The following is a 20,225-nucleotide window of genomic DNA, read 5'->3' on the forward strand; positions in this document are numbered from 1 at the left end:
AGGAGGCTCGCGGGTCACCCGCGGAAAGCGAAGTCTTGCACGGAAATCAATAGCGGTATTTATTGTCGGCCATTATATTGTTCGTCTTTTTGTTTGTGTTCTTTAGTTTTGTCCCAGCCTCATTTTCTTTTTGCGAACACATTTGCTTGTTTCCAGAGCGAATATGCTTAACCGGAATGATTAACTCCTTTCTAGTGGTATTGCTTTAATAACATATCGTTCAGGAGCACTCCCAATATAGCGGAATGGATAGCAAGTTAGAATCGTTAATTCCTCTCGGGGTTTTGGCACCAAGATACTTCTATCTTCTTTATCTACAATTTGAATAGTATTGATCTTGTAGGTAAACGTACCCTCTTGGAATTCGAGTATGATTTTATCCTCAATCTCCAATTCTCCCAATCTCCGGAATACTGTATCTCGATGACCAGAAAGTACGATATGCCCTCCTTCACCAGGCATGTGGCTTTTCGGCACAAACCCTACCCCTTTTTGTAATTCATCCTCAGAAACTCCATGGAAAATGGGGATAGCTTCCTTCAGGCGGGGAATAAAAACGTCACCCATTTGCTCTCCTTGATCATACTTATCAGTAGCGATACCCGCATTCTCAATTGGGAATTTTTCATTAGCTCTCTCTTCAATTGCTGAGTACCCTTTCCAATACAAAAGGCCGCCTCCTACAAACAAAGCAGCCCCTGATATAAACAAAACGATAGTCATTAATTTCAATAGATGCTGCTTCATCTTAAAAATCCATTATCCTTTTGATATAAAATAATGGCACCTACCATTAAACTAAGTCCCATTAGCATTGCAACGCCATAAAAAGAAGCAGTATCAGGCATACGGTTATGGTAAAGTTCATCACTCATTCTTACACCTACTTGGCCTAAATGAATTAATTCCCTTCCTGTTTCTTTTACATAAGTAGGTGTGACAATCTGTTCGTCCATCACAGCTGAGGCTAAAAAAGTACCACTTTTATTATAAAGGTCTAAATGTATTTCTTTTCCTTCTAGCCACCCTGGTTGTAATAGTTCATTTTGAGTTATTCTTGTTTGGCCATTATCATTAATATGTAGGTCAGCATTCACATGAAAAACGTCCATAAACTCAGACCACAGTGCAAAAATCTTTTCTACTGAATTCGGTTCCTCTTCAAGCATTCCTTTTAACCGTTCTAATTCCTCTGCCAATACGTCTTTCGGAAGGTTTAATATATGTTCAAATATCTGTTGGGCTTCTTCCTCTTTAAATCCCATGGATACGAGGAAATCTTCTGCTCTTGCAACCTCTTCTTCATGAGTCATATAAAAGTCTACAGCAATCTCAAGATCCTCTAGAAACGTATAATCCTGAACCTTTTCCCCAACTTTAGATAGCAAGATCTCTAGCTCTTCTTTTGTTAAATCATAACGCACTAGCATCCGATGCAAGTTATCCTCATTGATAGGAGTACCAAGTTCCTCTCGCAGATGGTTGATATCTCGAAAATCCTCTAACGTCACCTCATAAAACCGAAAATAATTATTTAAATCCTCCCTAGTCCAGCCTATCTCATCTAAATAAATATCGACTTCCTTTTCTTTTGGAGTAGCATCCACTTGGAAAGGAAATAGGGATACCCACATCGAAAACACCAGGAAAACACACGACATCAATATTATACGTTTCAAATCGGCAAACCTCCCTCACCATATATGGTAGTAGGATGTACCAAAAAGGAAAAATTATACACCGAAATGCGGAAGCGCCTTGTTCAGTCCCGACAAGCATAAGACGAGGCGGCGAGAAGGTTGGGTTTTACCTTCTTGACGACTCGGCTTATGACCTCGAGGGGCTAGGCGCTGGAGCTAGACAATCCGAAATGCGGAAGGCGCCCGTTCAGCGACGTACAAACTGGACTGAGCCGTATGAGATAAAGAAAACACGAAGAGCGCTAGCGATTCGATGTTGCCTTATCGCAAGGAGGCGAGGGAAGTTTGATAGTCGCTGGCGCCTGGAGCTGGACAATCCGAAAAGCGGAAGCGCCTTGTTCAGCCCCGACAAGCATAAGACGAGGCGGCGAGAAGGTTGGGTTTTACCTTCTTGACGACTCGGCTTATGACCTCGAGGGGCTAGGCGCTGGAGCTAGACAATCCGAAATGCGGAAGGCGCCCGTTCAGCGACGTACAAACTTTGACTTAAGTCAAAACTTATACTTATTAATACAGCAAAAAAGCATCTAGCTCCTCAAATTACTTGAGGTGTAGATGCTTTTATCCTTTAAGTGTTAAGTGCTTCTGCAATATCTTCTGCAAATGTTTCTAGGACAGGTTGTAGTAAGTCGTCTAACTTTCGATAAGTGGTTGAAACACTACCTGGTGAAATCCCAAATTCCTCTGCAAGCCCTTTTTGGGTCTCCAACTGCTCTTTCATGAAGTGTGTATCCAAAAAGTATAGAAGTGCTGCAGCATAGTTTTGCACATTTCGGATGCCCGGGCTTTCTTTCATGCAATAAATGGACCAAAGCATTTGGGCAAAACTTAGAAGTTTTGCTGGATAGCCTCTTTTTTTGGCTACTGTTGTAAATAGTTCCAATACTTGACCTTGTGCTTCATCTTGGACTGGAAGGTCTTGGACGTCTTCTTCACTCAGTTCAAACTCAATAACTTGACCAGCTAATTGTGGGAAGTTTTCACGTACGTAAGAAGCGTTCAATTCCAAGCCTTCCAACATTCTCCCTATTTTTTCTTCTATTCGGATAGCTTCAAGCGTTCCCCGTTCAAAAGTGGACATAAATACAACGTTTGCTTGTTGGTAAGGAACAAACATCCCTACCACTAGCTCGTTTTTGTTTAAAGTGTCTTCCCGACCTATATAGGTAACTTTCACTTTTTCCTTCGTAAAGAAGTCCTCCATCGTATAGACTTCACCACGAATATTCGCTACTTTATAGATAGAAGGAGTGGCCACCTTCCAGCTTTGCGCCCACTCTTTAACTAGCGGACGAGAAAATTTATTTTCATTTGCAACAAGAAACTCTTCAAAAATGGTTTGATTATTTTCTCGTTCACCTGTGAAAATATACCATAAATGAAGTAATTCTTCATACGCTTCTTGCTTCATTTCATTCATCGAATACTTATGTATATAGTTGGCACTTACCGACTCAAGCTCAACCCTATATTTTTCATAGGAATATCTCATAATTTCAACTTGTAAGCCCACCAATTCAGATTCTAGTACTTTTTCCATACTATCCTGCTTTTTTTCACAGCATTTCTTATATTTTTTTCCACTACCGCATGAGCAGGGATCATTTCTTCCAATCATATAATCACCTAATATATATTTTCTTCGTTTTTGATACTCATTCAAAATAGACAACGAAATCCATTCTAACATACTTCCATACTAAGTCATATAGAACTTATGCTTAAGGCATAAAAATTGTCTATACTTTAAGGTGAATAGTCAACTTTCCTATTTCATTTAACAAATTAGCAAAAAAACACACTCCTTTTTGTAAAAGAAGTGTGCAGTAGTAGTCTATTAAATTATTATTTTATCAATACCTGCAATTTTTGTTTCATTTCGTCGACAAGCTCCATCATTGAAATATCTTTTCTCTCGATACCTTGTTGATATGCGTATTGGAGCAATTTTATAATTTCATCATTACTATTAATATTGCTATAGTCTTTCATATTCATGATTTCACCCGCCTAAAACTTTCAAAATATAATACAATTTTACTATTTTATCCCAAAAAATCAAGCAATATTTTATATATATTCCCGAATTAGCAAGAAATATGTCAATACATCTTATCAATTATAAAAAATCTCTAAAACTATTATCAAATTTGCCAAGACCGTTCATCTTTTATATATTGGATGGGAAAGAGGTGTTTACTATGAGATTCATGAAAAGATTGTTTATCACTACTATTATCCTTGGTGCGGTTGGTTTCACTGGATACTATTTAGTAAATAAATATTTGGAAGATCAAGCAGTAGAATATGTAGAAAACGATTTTGTTCAAAACAACGATCTAGCAGTTGCAAGAGAGTATGTTAACAGTTCCCCTGCATTAAAGGAGTATATCCAAGAAGGGGCAAATGCTGATCTTACTGAGCTTCCTATTCAAACTAGAGAAGAGGCTACAAGGCTCGTTATGAAGAAGCTCAGCCTACAAGAAATGCAACAGATTCAATCGAAAGCGGCCAATGGAATGACAGAAGGGGAAGTGTTGGAGCTAATTCAAACATTTGAACATAAGCTTACAGATGAAGAGCTCCTTGCATTAAAGGCAATAATATATCAAGAATTGTATGGTTGATTATGAATAGGAAATTGGCCTGCTGCTTAGAAGTAAGTGGCGGCTATTTTTTTTCCTCAAGAAAATAAAGCTTTTTTTCAGTGGAATGATGGAAGGGGGGCAAGTTTGCAGCAATAATTTTCTAAAATAATGTGATATTCAAGGCTCATACCCTCTCCAAACAACTCTGACAAGCATATGTTATGAAAGTAATAGTCAGTTTAAAGGAGGCATTTTACAATGTCTTTATATTTTGAATGGAGAAAGAGCTGCGGATGTAGGGTACCGTGTGATTGTGACTCCAAAACAAACCAAGAAAACGAAAAACAACCGAAACTTTTTTTTACCCAATCTGATGAAATGTTGACCATCCCCCCGGATACTCCCACAAACGCTATTGAACTTGAAGTAACGACGTTTTCCCCAAATACGATGGTAAAATTGGACTCGATGATTGAAACCTTTGTTCTCACAGGTAGGGAACAACATTATAGTTTTATTGTAGAATATTATCTTATGAGGAAATCAACTCCGATAACAAGTGAAAGCTTTGCAATGATTAATCAGCTTGGACAACCCGATTGCGAAAAAACAATAATGAATACAACCAAAATCACATGGAATGATATCGTACCTCTTCCAGGCAAGCATACTTATTTGCTGGAAGTGAATCATATTACCTTACCGAATCAGAATATAGAAAGTGTCGAGCTACAGGATCGGTCACTGACAGCAATCACTTTCTCCCCTAATTAATGTGTAAAACAATATGAAGTATAGCTTTTTTAAAAGGCTGTTTTCGCAATCTTTGTTGTTTTTACGAACTTTATTAGATACTCGTAATAATCGTTACTGTCGTGCTCTTTTCCTGCATTTAGTTTCAGTAAGTTTTCAATGAACATGCACGTAAAAAGTCCAGAACCCGACTTTTTACCGATTACTAGCAACAATCTTTTAGAAAAAAGCCTTTTTAAAACAAACGTTTGATTAAAAGAAAAGAAAGTCAAGTTTCCCAAGGGATACAGCGATTCGATTTTGAATCAACTTTATCAACTGTTATAGTAAAAGAATATTAAACCATCCAAAATGAATGACATCTCTGCTTCTAGTACTGTGGTGTTGTTCATTTTTGTTTGGTTTACCCCTTCGTCCATTCCGGGTATGTGTAAGACTAAATAGGACTCTTAAGGAGGACATGACATGGAGAAACAACAAAAAGAAATGGTTGGTTCTTATCTAATGGAAGAAGACGCTATGAAAAAAGTGGACTGGTTAAAAAATGAAGGGTACCGGTCAGAGGAGATTTGGGTGATTCGTGACCGACGCGGGGTACTTGAGCAATTGGGAGAAGGTCCTATAACTCGTGATTCTAAGAAAATGTATACAGAAAACCAAAATAAACTATCTATAAGTACTCCTGTTAAAGCGGAAAGTCTTTTGACTCCTGAGACGAAAAGTGTAGCCACCACCTTAATGGAGCAAGGGATTAGCAAAGAGGAAGCCTATCGTTATGAATTTGATGTGAAAGTAGGAAAAATTCTTATTTTGATTGATGCACATTCTAAGCAGAAGCACATTTCCTCAACAAAATCAGAACATGCCTTGCTAGAGGATGAACACGCTGAACCAAATCTTAAAACCAATCCTAAAGAACAATATAAAGATAGTTCCAAGCAAACATCTGTTAATCGCCCATTACCTGATACTCATATTGATGGAAATATTCCACTTGACGAACAGCTACTTGAAGGTGATCCGTCTAATCAATATGCCGAAGAAGAGATTACCTCTGTTCACAATGAGGCCACTGTCACAAATGATAAAGATACACCAAACAATGGAAAAAGGTATGCAGAGAAATCTTCCGAGAAAGAAGTAGAAAAAGCGTTACTTTATCACCATGGCCAACCATTCTCGATGGCGCAATCTGAAGAGGAAGATGTGTATGATAAACGTGTGATGAAGGATGGTTCGTTAAGGGTGGAGGATACAATAAGTGATGAAAGCCCAGGTCAAGGGAACAAACCATTACAGGAATAACTTGAAAAACGCCTTATCAATCCGATATCGAGGGGCTGATCAAGGCGCTGGAGTAGTGACTTAACTCCTATTATAAACTCACGCTCTTACCTGTTTCACTACTGCGATAAATTGCATCAATGATGAAAGATACTTGCATTGCTTGTTCAGGCCTTACTACAAGTTCTTCTAATCCTAAGCAACTGTTGATGAAATTCTGTGCTTGTGGCAGGCTTGGATCGTCTTCACCTGGAAGCCAGTCAGCCTCCGAATTCAGGAGCATACCATGTTTAACTTGGTTGAAATGAAAAGGAAACAAATCCACTCCTCCTTCAACACCAGAAATGCTGACAGCTTCTTCGTCCCCTTTAACATTGGCAGACCAGGATGTTTCAAAAAGCATCGAAGCTCCATTTTCAAACTTAATATAAGCGGTGACATGATCATCCACTTCAAATGTTGTATGATCAAAGCTCCCCCATTGGTTCACTTGACCAGGTATTTTACTTAATTCATTGTAAGAGGTGCCCATTACTTCCACTGGCTTTGGATTACCTAAAAGCCATAGGGATAGATCCAATAAGTGGCAGCCATAATCTATTAAGCTTCCACCACCCTGTAATTCTTTGTTTGTGAATACACCCCAACCCGGTACTTTGCGACGACGGATTCCTTTTGCACGTGCAACCATAGGGCGACCGATGTCTCCTTGCGTAACAAGCTGCTTACCAGCGATTGACTCTTTCATAAAACGATAATGATAGGCGATGGCTAATAGCTTACCTGATTTTTCTGCTGCCGCAACCATTGCTTCACATTCATCAGGACGCATGGCCATTGGTTTTTCACAAAATACATGTAGTCCAGCTTCAAGTGCTCCTATAGAAATTTCCGCATGAAACTTGTTTGGTGTGCAGATGGTCACTGCATCTACTTCTGGGAACATATCTGTATAGTGTGCATAAACTTGTGAAATTCCAAATCTTTCTCCTACCGACTTTGCCGTTGCCTCATTTACATCACTTATAGCAACTATTTCTACCTTGTCCTTCATTTTTAAAAAGGTCGGAATATGACGATTTTGTGCAATTCCGCCTACTCCGATAATACCCATTTTAATTTTCCGCATTCTTTTCACCTCATCGTTGTCATTTCATTAACGTATTTCGATACTCATTGGGAGTGATTCCAAAAAGTTTTTTATAGACTTTGCTAAAATATTTTTCATTTTGATATCCGATATGATAAGCAATCTCATAGATTTTAAGACTTTGATTAGCCAGAAGCTCTTTCGCTTTTTCCATTCGGATTCGGGTTACATAATCTGTAATGGTTTCTTGATATTCCTGCTTAAACTTTCGGGAAATATGTTCCCTGCTCATGAAAAAACGGTCCGCCATTTCCTGAAGGGTGATATCCTGTTGGTAATGGACTCTTAAATATTCTGCTATCTTTTGCATATTAGAAGAAGGAACATCAGATAAGAACGGAATCGTTTCCATATCGCCAGAAGACCTTTTATGCAAGGTCTCTTCTTTCCATTTTTCCACAGCCCTCTCTAACGTTTCATGGAGCAAATCTGGATCAATTGGCTTTAAAATATAATCAAAGCTCTTATAATAAATTGCGTTTCGCATGTATTTGAAATCATCATGCCCACTTACCACAATGGTTATGGCTTCTAGCTCTGATTCAGCAATCCATTTTAACAGACTGATTCCATCCCGCTTTGGCATCTGCATATCGGTGAAAATAATCTCTGGACGATGTTTTTTTATCAGCATGATGGCTTCCTCTCCATCTCTCGCCTCCAACACCGTATCAATTCCGAATTCCATCCAACTTCCTAAGAGTTGAAGTCCTTCCCTTACGTGCTTTTCGTCATCAATGATGATTGCCTTCAGCATCCTCACCCCCAACATCCAGCGGTAGCTTAATCGTAACCATAAAGCCACCTTCTTTATGATTTTCCATTTTCAACTCAGCTAAATGATGATAATAAAGCTGTAAACGTGCTTGAATATTTCTCAAGCCGATATTTGTTTCTTCGCCTTTTAGTGATGCTTTACCTTCTTTTAAAAGACAGGATATTTCATTAAGTCTCTCTTCACTTACCCCTGCCCCATTATCCTTGATTACAAGAATAAGATAGTCTACTTTCATTTTACCTATTATTTCAATTTTTCCAACACCTTTTCGTGTATCGAAGCCATGCTTAAAATAGTTCTCTACAATCGGTTGTAAGATCATTTTAGGAATTTTTATCGTTTGTGCCTGTTCTTCTATAAGAAAGGAATAATCAAAATTTTCCCCAAATCGTTCTTTTTGTAACAGTAAAAAAGCTTTTAAATAGTTAATCTCCCTTTTTAAAGAAACCATATCCTCATCCATGTTCATTCCGTAACGCATGATTTTGGAAAGGTCCGTAAGCAGCTTATAGATTTGTGGAACATTATTTTTTAATGCCAAGGTTCCAATAGATTGTAACGCATTATACAAAAAATGAGGGCTGAGTTGGGACTGTAAAACCTTCAGTTGATTGTTTTTATTTTCAATTTCCAGCTTATACTCCCGGTTTATTAGCAAGTTAATCCTCTCTACCATCTGTTTAAAACGGTACCCCAAAGTTCCAATTTCGTCTGTTCCAAACGAGGGAAATTCAACTTTCATATTTCCTTCCTTTACTTGTTCAATATTTTGCAGCAAGACGCGAATCGGATTGGTTATTTTAAAAGAAACAATTAAAGATGCTAAAATTACGAGAGATAAGCCAATTACACCGAACAAGATATTTATTTTAGTTACAGAAAAAGCGTTCTCATATAATGTGTTATACGGCACACGCTTGACTAGTATCCATCCACCCGCTGCAAGTTCTGTCTGGTCGAACATCATAACACCTTGAAACTCTCCACTATCCCATTCCATTGTGCCTTGTTCCGTTTCTGACTTCATGATGGACTCAATCCACTGCTGTTCTTCACGGTTCTGAAGAACTACCGGATTGGAGCTATAAATTAAATCCCCTGTTGGAGATAGGATAAACAGCTCTTCAGTTTGCCTATTGAATAAATTTTCACTAAGCTCCAATATTTTTTCTGTCCCAACCTCAAGCGTGATGTAAGCAAGTACTTTATTAGATGGAACATTGGTAAGGGCACGGTGGACATAGAGCATATTACTTCCCTGTTGAAGCTGGCTAGTGTCGATGTGGAAGTTATACGGACTGAGTTTTGCCCGTTTATATTCTTTCTCGTATTTGTCTGTTATCCTTTCTGAGAAGACGACGGTAGATCGCTTAGAGGCGATGATGCCTCTATCTTCTTCAGCAAAAGAAATCTGGACACGAGTAATGTTATCTTCTGCATATAGGATGGTTTGTAGCACATTCCGAACTATTCCAATCGTTAAATAGTTATCTTCTTTATTTGGGGCACGCATGTAGTTAATAAAATCTGGATTATTATAGAGTGATAGTGATAAACTATTGAGCTCCCCTAAATAGTTCTCGAGATTTACCTTGCCTTGGTAAAGAAGATTGCTGTTCTCCTGAACGACAAGGTCCTTGAAGGCTTCCTTCGTTTGGTAATATGTAATAATAATGGATGTGCCAAAAGGAAGAATCGTAATAATCATCAGCAACACTATCAATTTATTACGGATACTTTTCCTGAACATGACCCACCCCCAAAGCGTTTTATTTTTGTATTGATTATAACAGAAAAGCATGTCTGCAAAGAGACATGCTTCCCATGAAAGTATTTTTCAATTCGATATCCGAAATGACTGTCATTAAAGTACGTTTATTTTAAGTTATCCCAAGTTGTTTGGAATCTCTCCAGAACGGTTTCATAATCAATTCTGCCTGCAGCATACTCTTGGATAGTTGCTGCATTCTCTTTATTAGCACCGTCTGGCCACATGAACCAAGTCCATGGTACTGTCTTTTCTTGTGTAGAGTACTCAAGGATAGATTGACCAAGATCACCAAGACCTTCTGGATCAATGTTATCGAATGCAGGAATGAACGCAAATTCTTCTGTAATAAAACGTTTTCCAGTATCAGAAGATACCATCCAATTTAAGAATGTTTTCGCTTCTTCCATATGCTTTGTTTTATTATTGATTGCCCAGTTGTTTGGAACACCAACTGGCAGTCGGTCTGCATCCGCATCATCATTCACAGGGATCGGCAAGAAGCCCATGTTCATATCCGGGTTGATTTCATAAATCATATTTTCTACCCAGTTACCTTGTTGAAGCATCGCCGTGTTACCGCTTGCAAATTGAGTTACTTGCGTGTTGTAATCTGTTGTTAACGGATTAGCATTTCCAAAATTGATTTCTGTATCTAACACAGATTGAAATTCTTTAAATGTTTTGTTTCCAGCAATTTTTTCAGATCCATCATAAAGTCCAGCAATGAATGCTTCCGGATCATCTTGTTGTGCAAATGCAAGGTTTAATAAATGCTGTCCGATAACCCACCACTCTGCATACCCAGCAGAGAATGAAGTGATACCTGCCGCATCCAATTTTTCAGCAGCAGCTTTTAATTCAGAGATTGTTTTAGGAGGGTCTGTAATACCAGCTTCCTCTAAAAGGTCTTTATTATAGATAAAACCATAACCTTCAAGATTTACTGGCATACCATATAACTTGCCATCATCTGGGTCTGTCATTGGCACTTTCCCAATTGGAAGGACATGCTCTGCCCAAGGCTCATCCGAAAGGTCTGTTAAATGCTCTTTCCAAAGTTCAAGTTCTTTAAAGCCACCGTTATTAAAAATATCTGGTTGCTCTCCAGAAGCAAATTTAGCTTTTAGTGCGGCACTGTAATCCGCACCACCACCAACTGTTTCTAGCTTCACTTTAATATTTGGATGTTCTGCTTCAAATTCTTTAATCATAGCTGCCATTTGGTCGGCAATTTCTACTTTAAATTGAAAAAGATTTAATGTGACGACATCTCCATCCCCAGAGTTGTTATTGTTACTGTTGCCAGTTGTATTGTTGCTGGAACAGCCAGCGAAAATTCCAACCACCAATGACAACGATAATAAAAGCAGTACGATTCGTTTCATTTGTTAATCCCCCTTGTTTTTGATTAAAAATTATATAGTAATTTTACATAGACCACTATTAGGGCTGTAGCTATGCAAAAGATTACTTACGAAAAATTTTAAATCTCTTGTATCACTTTACGGAACCAGCTGCAATGCCTTTGATGATATGCTTTTGTAAAAATAGGAAGAACACAATGATTGGTGTTATACCAAGTACAAGCGCTGCCAGTCCCATATCCCATTGCTTCGTATATTGTGCGAAGAAAGAGCTTGTCGCAAGTGGAATGGTTCTTAGCTCAGGTGCCTGTAGAACTAGCAATGGTAGTAGATAATCATTCCAAATCCAAAGTGTGTTTAGAATGACTACTGTCACAGTAATCGGCTTCAGAAGAGGAAAGACAATTCTCCAAAAGACTCCAAATTGGCTGCAGCCATCAATTCTTGCCGCCTCCTCAATTTCCAATGGGACCGTTTTTACAAAACCGTGATACAAAAATAGTGACAGTGGTACTCCAAAACCAAAGTACATAATGATGATACCTGGGATGCTATTAATAAGGTTAAGTGCCCCTCCAAGCTTCATCAATGGAATCATAACTGTCTGAAACGGAATAACCATCGCGGACACAATTAAAACAAATATTATTTTACTAAATTTCCCTGGTGTCCGTACCATTTTCCAAGCTGCCATGGAACTGATAATGACAATCCCAATATTACTCAGTACTGTAATTACGAGTGAGTTCCAGAAAGCACGTGGGAATGTAATAATCTCCCACACTTTCACATAGTTGCTGAAAAGAATTTCAGTTGGTAGTGCGGCAGCATCAATTAATATTTCACTAAAGCTTTTTACAGAATTAATTAACACAAAATAGAAAGGAATCAGGAATATGAGACCAAGTAGGATACCTATTATTTCAAGCAAAAATATCCTCTTTGTATACTTTTGATCCATTATGCCTCCACCTCCCGCTTCTTGGTTGCCATCACCTGGAAAGTAGTAAAAATTGCGACTACAACAAAGAAGATAATTGCTTTTGCTGTCCCTAAACCGTAACGGTTATTTTGGAAAGCTTCTTGATATATGTTTATTGCCACTGATTGTGTGGAATTGAATGGGCCACCGCCAGTTAAACTTAAGTTTAAGTCGAATATTTTAAATGCCATTGCAATGGTTAAGAAAAAACAAATGGTGAACGCTGGTAAAATTAACGGAATGATAATTTTCGTTATCAGGGTAATATTAGAAGCACCGTCCATTCTGGCCGCTTCAAGTAAAGAATTATCGACACCTTGTAAGGCAGCAATATAAATTATCATCATATAACCGGAGATTTGCCAAGCAAAAACAATGACAATTCCCCAAAATGCCGTTGTTTCATCACCAAGCCATGGTAGTTTAAAAAAGGATAATCCAGTCCATTCTCCAACAGAGGCAAATCCTCTAACAAAGATGAACTGCCAGATAAACCCTAGTAATAGTCCTCCGATGACATTAGGAATAAAGAAAACAGTACGGAGGATATTTTTCGTTTTTAGTGCTGCATTCAACAGTAGCGCTAGTCCGAACCCGATAACGTTGCTTATTATTACTGCTGCAAACATGAATTTCGTTGTAAACATGAACGAATTAAAGAAAACATCATCATTTGTGAATATTCTCTTATAATTCTCCAATCCAACCCACTCAACAACCGAACTAACTCCATTCCAAGAGGTAAAAGAATAATATACACCCATTAAAAACGGAATGATTTGGATAACAATGAAAAAAAGAAGTGCTGGACCTACAAACGCTGCGTAAGTTAATATGCTTTTCAACCTAGCTTTTCTTTTTGGATCCCCTTTGACATCCTGTAGCTTTATTCTATTTGATGTACTTTCTACTATCGGCTCTACTTTCGTTTCCATCTTTCTCTACACCACCCGTTGTAAACGCTTTCTTTTATTATATGATGACCTACTTTCTTTTTAGGGCAACAAAATTGATTCGTTTGGGGTACAGGATTGATGGTTAGTCGAACGAAATCGACAAAAAAAGAGTACCTCTGGTCGATATAACCAAGGATACTCTAGAAAAATCTAATAACTTTGTTTAGCTCGTTTGTTAATCCAATCAACCATTACTTTTACACAAATACTGACAATGAATAAAGTAACAAAAGATAATGTATAGTTCCATTTATATAATACATAAAATTTAAAGTAAACAAAGAGCGGCACAGCGACATACGCTATTAATAATAGAACGATAATATTAGCAATTAAAAAGTACTTCCACCTACTAAAAAATTGATAGAGTAGGGTAAGAATGACTGGAATTGTAAGGAAATCGACGGCATTTACATTTTTCAGAAAAGGAACAAACTGATGAGGATAACTCCATAGTCCAAAAAAGTATCCCCCCTCATTTACAATGGCAACTAAAATAAATGTCACTAAAAATGCAATACTTATAAGCTTGATTCGTTGTTTATCAATTAAAGCTAAAAAAATTAATAAAAAGACCACACTAATTAAAACAATAATCCACCATTTTAAACTAAATATGTCGTTATCTAACCAATATTGCCATTCTATTTTATTATTTTTTCTGATGCCTTCTTGTAATTGATCGAACATACTTACCACCTCTTCCTATGAAAGTATTGACATATTTAGGAAGAGATAAACAACATTACAAAAATGCTTCCCCTGTTTCTTTTATCATATTGCTGTTCGGCAAATAATGGCTATCTCTCAACTCGATGGCCGTATGATTAAGGAGCTTGTTTACATCCGCTCTTTCGTTTTTAGTAAGGATGAATTCTACCCCATACTGAAAATAACACTCTTCCAATTCGCTTTTCCAAACAACTTTACATTCCAACGTTTTTGTTATACCAAGCAATTGGAATGAAACAGAAAGAATAAGCTCATCTTGGACTGGAAATTGCATTCGGGAGCAAAAACGCAAGCCACCAGGGCCGATGTTTTCAATTACTATTGCGGTAGATCCGAGATTCACCTCATAATCCTTCATTCTCTTAATCGTTAGTTCTCCCTTAATAGAATAAGGAAGCTCGATACGGAAGTATTTTCTATTATCAACTTCCGTACCGTTTTCAGTTTGCGTCTTAGGACTCAGCTTTCTAGTCTCCAGCATTTCGGTGAACTGCCATGCAGGCACTGGTTTGCTAAAAATGTATCCTTGAATAATATCACACTTCTTTTCTTGCATAAATTTCAATTGAGCTTCCGTCTCGACTCCTTCCACCACCACTTCCATTTTGAGTTCTTTGGCAATAATGATGAGGGACTCTAGAATAACTGCTTTTTTTCGATTACTCTCGACATCTTTAACAAAAGACCTGTCCACCTTCAAAATATCTATTTCCAATTCTGTTAATCTTGTCATCGAGGAATAGCCTGTTCCAAAATCATCTAACGCAACTTTCACACCAAGCTTCCGTAATTCCTGTACCATCTTCAAGACGACTTCCGAATTGTGAAGAAAACTAGATTCTGTAATCTCCAACTCTAGAAGATTAGGGTTAACTTCATAATTAATAATGGTTTGTTTGACCATATTGAAATAATTCTTACGTAAAAACCGTTGCGGAGCTACATTGATCGAAATTGGTACGAGTGGCATCCCTTGTCGTTTCCAAGAACCTAGTTGCTTCAGTACCTTTTCCATTACATAGTCACCAATTTCATTGATAATGCCTGATTCTTCTGCAAGAGGAATAAATTCACCCGGAGAAACCATGCCCCAAACTGGATGATTCCAACGGATAAGAGCTTCCGCCCCAACAATTTCATATGTATCCCTATGCACTTTAGGTTGAAAATAAACCTCAAACTGCTCCTCCTTGATTGCCTTATGCATATCACGCTCAAGTGTAAACTGTTGATATGTTTTCACGCTAATGCTGGGCGTGAAAATTTCAAAGTAATTTTTCCCAAGCTCCTTTGCCCGATAAAGAGCAATATTAGCATTCTTTAACAATGTATTCCCATGCTCACCATCTATCGGAAATACGCTTACACCAACACATGCTGTAAGAAACAACTCGTAATCCTCTACATAGAATGGCTCTCTCAATGTTTCGATGAGTTCCTTAGCAATATCTTTTATTCTAGTAAGTAAGTTTTTGCCATGATAAAGTAGGATAAACTCATCTCCACTTGCTCTTGAAACAAAATGACCTTGCATTTTATACGTACCTAATCGTCCTGCCACTGCCTGTAATAAGGCGTCTCCAACGGAGTGTCCTAATGTATCATTCGTATATTTAAATCGGTCTAGATTTATGTATAAAACTGCAAATTCAGTGCCACTATCGACATGTTTAGTAATAAGCTCTTCCATTGCCTTATTCAATAGTCTGCGGTTAGGTAGTCCGGTTAAATAATCATGATAGGCAAAATGATTAACTTTCTCTAACAGCTGCTTATAATCCGTTATATCCGTAATGACACCATGAACACTTAAAACGTTATCTTCATCATTCTTTAATGGAATTACCTGCATTCTAACCCATCTTAATATATTGCTTGGCAATTGAATGCAATACTCCTGTACTACCTCTTGTCCTTCAAAAGCAATTGAAAGGTGATGATGAAATCTCTCTAAGTCCTCTTCTACTATGAGATTACTCCATTCAAAATCTTGACTGTAGAGTTGGATAAGCGAGTATCCTGTAATTCGTTCTACTCCATCGGAGAAATATAAATAAGATTTCGTTTCAAGACTATAAGACCAAATACCAAGATCTAAGCTATCATAAATAGTTTTTGATTCAGCTTCTATTTTTTCTTCGGTTCCATTTTCACTTTCTTGGATTATTAGATATGTTCCTATTACTTTAGTTTCTTCGATAATTGGCACACTAGTTATCCGTACATTTATAATACATTTATTCTTATGTATGATTTTTGTTTCAAAATGCTGTGTCAATCCATGTAGCGACTTCCCGTAAATTTCTAAAACATCTTTATGACTGTTAGGCGGGATAAATTTTAAAAACTCACCAGAAATATCAGCTGCTTTATAGCCAAAGAGTATAGTAGCCTGCTTATTTCTCCTAACAATGTCCCCTTGAGCGTTCAAAAATAAAACGGCATGTGGATGATGATGAAAGATAGAATGAAAAAGTTCATCTTGGTGCAAATGAGTTTTGTACGAACTTTCGTGACTATTTTGCTGTTTACCCCAATTGTTTAAAGTTTCCATCCTCTTCTCCAATCAAATATTTCACTAAAATTACATATTATAACAACATATTAATATCTTTTTATTTTTTTTACAATTGGTATAATATAGCTAATTATAATAAAAAGACTATTGGACAAATCCCATGCTTTTTCACTACCTCTTGTTTGGTTACTTGTTACCATCTTTTCACAAGATAAGTGCCAGCTCAACTAGTCTAAAAAAACTATTAATTAAAAATCCTTTACCCCAATCTCATGAGTAAAGAAGGAATTCGATGAATATAGAACAACATTTTCCGTTATTTTTCGGTCAAATGGACGACATGGTTTTTCTGGTAGAGTGGAAAAATAACGAGTTATGGTATACAAAAGTAAATGCTTCTGCTCAAACAAAACTCGATTTTGATATGATAGGAAGAAAACTAAGGGAGGTACTTCCTTCTTCAGTGTTTCAAACCTTATACCCATTTTACTTAAAATGTATCGAAACAAAACAACCTGTAACATATTCAGATTTGAATCTTTTCGTTGCAGACCTCCCGGCATCGGAAACTGGCCTTACATGTATTGAATATAATAACAAAACATATGTTTTGGCCATCACCAAAAATATAAATCACCTAAAAGAACGAGTAGAGGACTACATTTTCTTGGATTCACTTGTTACAAATACGGTCGATGCTATGTTAGTTCTAGATATTAAAGGAATAATTTTGAAAATAAACGAGGCTTTTGTCCAGCATTTTGGTTGGGAAGCTTGTGAATTAATTGGACATAATTGGAGTAACGGGGTATTTATTCCAGAAAAATTAAGAATACAAGCAAACAAAATATGGGAATCATTGTTGAAAGGAATCTCCGTCCCATCTATGGAGACGGTAAGACTTACGAAATCCGGGGAACCAATACAGGTTTCTATTAGCTACTCCCCTGTTTTCAATGAAGAAAAGCAAGTGGTAGCTATTTCTATGATTTATCGCAGCATTGAGCATTTAAAAGAATTAGAAGAGCAGCTCGAAGAAAGCAATGAGGCTTACAAATCACTTTTCTCCTATCACCGAAACGCCGTAATCATGGTAAACAAAGATGGCATTATTGTAAATGGAAACGATGCTTGCGAACAGATTATAGGCTTCTCCAAAAATGAAATTATTGGATTCTCCTTCTTAGATTATATAACTAAGAAGCTACCTAAGCAAAAAATAGAAATGAACGGTAAGGCAATCCATTACGATTTAAGCACGAAAAATGCCAATGGTGTTGCGTTGTATCTAAATGTTACTCATGTTCCGATTATTGTGAAAGATGACCTAAAAGGAATGTACATAATCGCACAAGATATAACTGAACAACGACTTGCTGAAATTGAACGAGAGCAACTTCAAGAGCAACTCACCTTCTTAGCCTATCATGATAGCCTGACAGAACTTCCTAATCGCAGATTTATGGAAGAAAGACTAGAAGCTGCAATAAAAGAAGCCGAACAAAGCGGCAAAATGCTTGCCTTGCTCTTTTTAGACTGTGACCACTTCAAAGTGATAAACGACACTTATGGTCATGAAACTGGTGACAAATTGCTCATTGCATTCTCCAAAAGACTTACAAACTGTATTCGTAACGAAGACGTAGTAGGAAGAATTGGTGGAGATGAATTCGTTATCATGCTACAAGATATCGAGGACATGGAAATGGTCGTTAAAGTTGCTGACCGACTATTGCAATCATTAGACCAACCATACGCCGTACAAGGAAAACAATTTCAGACAACTACCTCCATCGGTATTTCCACTTACCCTGACAATGGTGTAACGGTAAAACAGCTCTTCCGCAAAGCAGATCAAGCACTTTATTCGGTTAAGAATTCTGGTCGCAACGGTTATGCATTCAGCACCCAATGAAACTAGGCGAATTGGCAATACGAGGGAATAAGGCACTGAAACGGAAAATAAATGCCCCAAAATTGGAAATTTAAGAAAACTAGGTACTTAAAATAGCATTTGATACGTTATAAACGGCAATCCTTCATGGATAGATATCCATCAAACCTTATAAAAAGCCCTCCTATTATCGCTGTGTTATACTGATATGAAACACACAGATAATAAGGGGGCTTTTTTTAATGGCAAGTCAGACAAGATTCATTGTCCAGGAATCTCTAGATGCACTATTAGAGGACACTGTTTTTTTACCTGAGCTGAAAGGCAATGCTAGAAAACAGGCATTTACTTCACTTGGGGCCATTTTATCCACACCAAACCATTTACATAAATCGTTTTTGCGAATTGCTCTTGAAAATGGAAGCGTCGTCAGAATCCCTGCTCTTCGGGTCCAACATAACAATGCATTAGGGCCTTATAAAGGGGGTATCCGCTTTCATGAATCGGTAAATGAGGATGAAGTCATTAACCTTGCATCTCTCATGACGTTGAAAACCGCTTTACATGATGTCCCATTCGGAGGTGGAAAAGGAGGTATCATCATCGATCCTCGTTCCTATTCCGAAAAAGAGCTTCATTTAATTTGCAAAAAATATGTCCAATATTTCAGTGACATAATCGGACCAGACAAAGATATCCCTGCACCTGACATGGGATCTGGCGAACGAGAGATGGACTGGATGATGGCAGAATATAAAAGTATCCACCCTGGCAAGCCTTATAAAGGAAGTTTTACAGGAAAGAGTGTAATAAATGGTGGCTCCCTCGGACGCCGGGAAGCGACCGGAAAAGGAGTGTATTTCAGCTTCCGTTACCTAATGCACGACTTTATCCAACAACAAAGAAACCTACTTAAAGATTCTAACAACAAATTTGCTAAAACCGCTTTAAATTATGACAGTAACACACTAAAAATAGCTGTCCAAGGCTTTGGAAATGTTGGCTCTGTAGCCGCATTAGAGGCTTACCAGTGCCAACAGCTTTCAAATAAAGTGGTAGCAGTTAGCGACCGAAATGTTACTCTATTTCATGAAGATGGTCTGGATATCCCGGCCCTTATAAAATTCGTCTCCTTAAATAGCGGGGAACTTCCAACCACTGAACTACAATTAAGAGAAGCTGGTTTAAAAGGGGAAGTACTTAATCGAGATGAAGTCCTTTACCTCGATGTGGATGTCCTAATACTTGCAGCTCTTGAAGATCAAATTCACGATGCTAACAAAGAAAAATTAAAAGCACGCATTATCGTAGAAGGAGCAAACGCACCTGTCACAAGTGAAGCAGATGAGTTTTTGAGTAACAAAGGTGTTATTATTATTCCCGATATTCTTGCAAATGCCGGAGGAGTCATCGTTTCTTACTTGGAATGGCTACAAGGAAGGGAAACCCAATTCTACACAGAAGACCAAGTATTCAAGCTACTGCTTGAGAAAATGAAAACTACTTTGGACACCATCCTCCCTGTTTTCTTTGGAGACCCATATCCGTTAAGACAAAACTGTTACATCCATTCCGTCATGAAACTATCGACAGTCTTATATAGACAGGGGAAATTGTATTAACTGGATGCAGCTCCAGAAAATTACCGTACCATCCTGCTTTTAATAAACTTTAATAGTGTTAAAAGTACACTTAACACATCAAAAAAAGGCGCATTCATTAATTGAATGCGTCTCAATAATATTAATATTTTTT

At 37.6% G+C, this 20,225-nt stretch carries 17 protein-coding genes and 1 pseudogene; 5 read left to right on the top strand and 13 right to left on the bottom strand.

Going from position 1 to position 20,225, the window contains the following annotated elements:
- Positions 1–180: 180 nt before the first annotated feature.
- The 5 genes and pseudogenes from LRP81_RS20150 to LRP81_RS20165 all read right to left on the bottom strand — a co-directional run bounded on the left by LRP81_RS20150 (position 181) and on the right by LRP81_RS20165 (position 3,698).
- The gene (locus tag LRP81_RS20150; protein ID WP_230504513.1) at positions 181–747 is read right to left on the bottom strand and encodes a class D sortase; all 567 of its coding nucleotides are present in this window, start codon (positions 745–747) and stop codon (positions 181–183) included.
- Entirely contained in the window at positions 744–1,679 is a 936-nt protein-coding gene (locus LRP81_RS20155; protein WP_230504515.1) for a processed acidic surface protein, read from the bottom strand. Before LRP81_RS20155 ends, LRP81_RS20150 begins: the two co-directional genes overlap by 4 nt.
- A gap of 589 nt (positions 1,680–2,268) precedes the next feature.
- Complete coding sequence (locus LRP81_RS20160; protein ID WP_230504516.1) at positions 2,269–3,240, bottom strand: hypothetical protein; 972 nt, start codon at positions 3,238–3,240, stop codon at positions 2,269–2,271.
- Between the two features lie 15 nt (positions 3,241–3,255).
- Positions 3,256–3,390 (bottom strand): annotated as a pseudogene (locus LRP81_RS23515) (SEC-C metal-binding domain-containing protein); the annotation flags it as partial.
- A gap of 155 nt (positions 3,391–3,545) precedes the next feature.
- Positions 3,546–3,698, bottom strand: coding sequence for a hypothetical protein (locus LRP81_RS20165; RefSeq protein WP_230504517.1), 153 nt, complete (start codon positions 3,696–3,698; stop codon positions 3,546–3,548).
- Positions 3,699–3,901: 203 nt separating this feature from the next.
- On the opposite strand from LRP81_RS20165, the gene LRP81_RS20170 reads away from it, so the two are divergent.
- The 3 genes from LRP81_RS20170 (at position 3,902) to LRP81_RS20180 (ending at position 6,346) form a co-directional block, all read left to right on the top strand.
- Positions 3,902–4,327, top strand: coding sequence for a hypothetical protein (locus LRP81_RS20170; protein ID WP_230504518.1), 426 nt, complete (start codon positions 3,902–3,904; stop codon positions 4,325–4,327).
- Positions 4,328–4,546: 219 nt separating this feature from the next.
- The gene (locus tag LRP81_RS20175; RefSeq protein WP_230504519.1) at positions 4,547–5,062 is read left to right on the top strand and encodes a hypothetical protein; all 516 of its coding nucleotides are present in this window, start codon (positions 4,547–4,549) and stop codon (positions 5,060–5,062) included.
- Positions 5,063–5,506: 444 nt separating this feature from the next.
- Positions 5,507–6,346, top strand: a complete 840-nt coding sequence (locus tag LRP81_RS20180; RefSeq protein ID WP_230504520.1) for a general stress protein — start codon at positions 5,507–5,509, stop codon at positions 6,344–6,346.
- Between the two features lie 70 nt (positions 6,347–6,416).
- On the opposite strand, the gene LRP81_RS20185 is transcribed toward LRP81_RS20180, so the two are convergent.
- From LRP81_RS20185 to LRP81_RS20220, 8 genes are all read right to left on the bottom strand, one after another.
- Positions 6,417–7,454, bottom strand: a complete 1,038-nt coding sequence (locus LRP81_RS20185; RefSeq protein ID WP_230504521.1) for a Gfo/Idh/MocA family protein — start codon at positions 7,452–7,454, stop codon at positions 6,417–6,419.
- Between the two features lie 19 nt (positions 7,455–7,473).
- On the bottom strand, positions 7,474–8,232 hold the full coding sequence (locus LRP81_RS20190) for a response regulator transcription factor (protein ID WP_230504522.1): 759 nt from the start codon (positions 8,230–8,232) through the stop codon (positions 7,474–7,476).
- Positions 8,210–10,003 carry a sensor histidine kinase gene (locus LRP81_RS20195; protein ID WP_230504523.1) on the bottom strand — a complete coding sequence of 598 codons (1,794 nt, stop codon included), beginning with the start codon at positions 10,001–10,003 and terminating at the stop codon, positions 8,210–8,212. Before LRP81_RS20195 ends, LRP81_RS20190 begins: the two co-directional genes overlap by 23 nt.
- 125 nt (positions 10,004–10,128) lie before the next feature.
- On the bottom strand, positions 10,129–11,409 hold the full coding sequence (locus LRP81_RS20200; RefSeq protein WP_230504525.1) for an ABC transporter substrate-binding protein: 1,281 nt from the start codon (positions 11,407–11,409) through the stop codon (positions 10,129–10,131).
- Positions 11,410–11,521: 112 nt separating this feature from the next.
- Positions 11,522–12,349: a carbohydrate ABC transporter permease gene (locus tag LRP81_RS20205; RefSeq protein WP_230504526.1), complete on the bottom strand. Its 828-nt coding sequence runs from the start codon at positions 12,347–12,349 to the stop codon at positions 11,522–11,524.
- A complete protein-coding gene (locus LRP81_RS20210; RefSeq protein WP_230504528.1) occupies positions 12,349–13,305 on the bottom strand; it encodes a carbohydrate ABC transporter permease in 957 nt (318 codons plus the stop codon). Before LRP81_RS20210 ends, LRP81_RS20205 begins: the two co-directional genes overlap by 1 nt.
- A gap of 171 nt (positions 13,306–13,476) precedes the next feature.
- Complete coding sequence (locus tag LRP81_RS20215) at positions 13,477–14,016, bottom strand: CBO0543 family protein (RefSeq protein WP_230504530.1); 540 nt, start codon at positions 14,014–14,016, stop codon at positions 13,477–13,479.
- Positions 14,017–14,071: 55 nt separating this feature from the next.
- Positions 14,072–16,612: an EAL domain-containing protein gene (locus LRP81_RS20220; RefSeq protein ID WP_230504532.1), complete on the bottom strand. Its 2,541-nt coding sequence runs from the start codon at positions 16,610–16,612 to the stop codon at positions 14,072–14,074.
- 256 nt (positions 16,613–16,868) lie between these two features.
- On the opposite strand from LRP81_RS20220, the gene LRP81_RS20225 reads away from it, so the two are divergent.
- Positions 16,869–18,491, top strand: a complete 1,623-nt coding sequence (locus LRP81_RS20225; protein ID WP_230504534.1) for a sensor domain-containing protein — start codon at positions 16,869–16,871, stop codon at positions 18,489–18,491.
- 221 nt (positions 18,492–18,712) lie between these two features.
- Positions 18,713–20,092 (top strand): Glu/Leu/Phe/Val family dehydrogenase, encoded by a 1,380-nt coding sequence (locus LRP81_RS20230; protein WP_230504537.1) that lies wholly within the window; start codon positions 18,713–18,715, stop codon positions 20,090–20,092.
- The last annotated feature ends 133 nt before the right edge of the window (positions 20,093–20,225 follow it).

It is taken from the genome of Sutcliffiella rhizosphaerae (genome assembly GCF_917563925.1).
Taxonomy (GTDB): domain Bacteria; phylum Bacillota; class Bacilli; order Bacillales; family Bacillaceae_I; genus Sutcliffiella_A; species Sutcliffiella_A rhizosphaerae.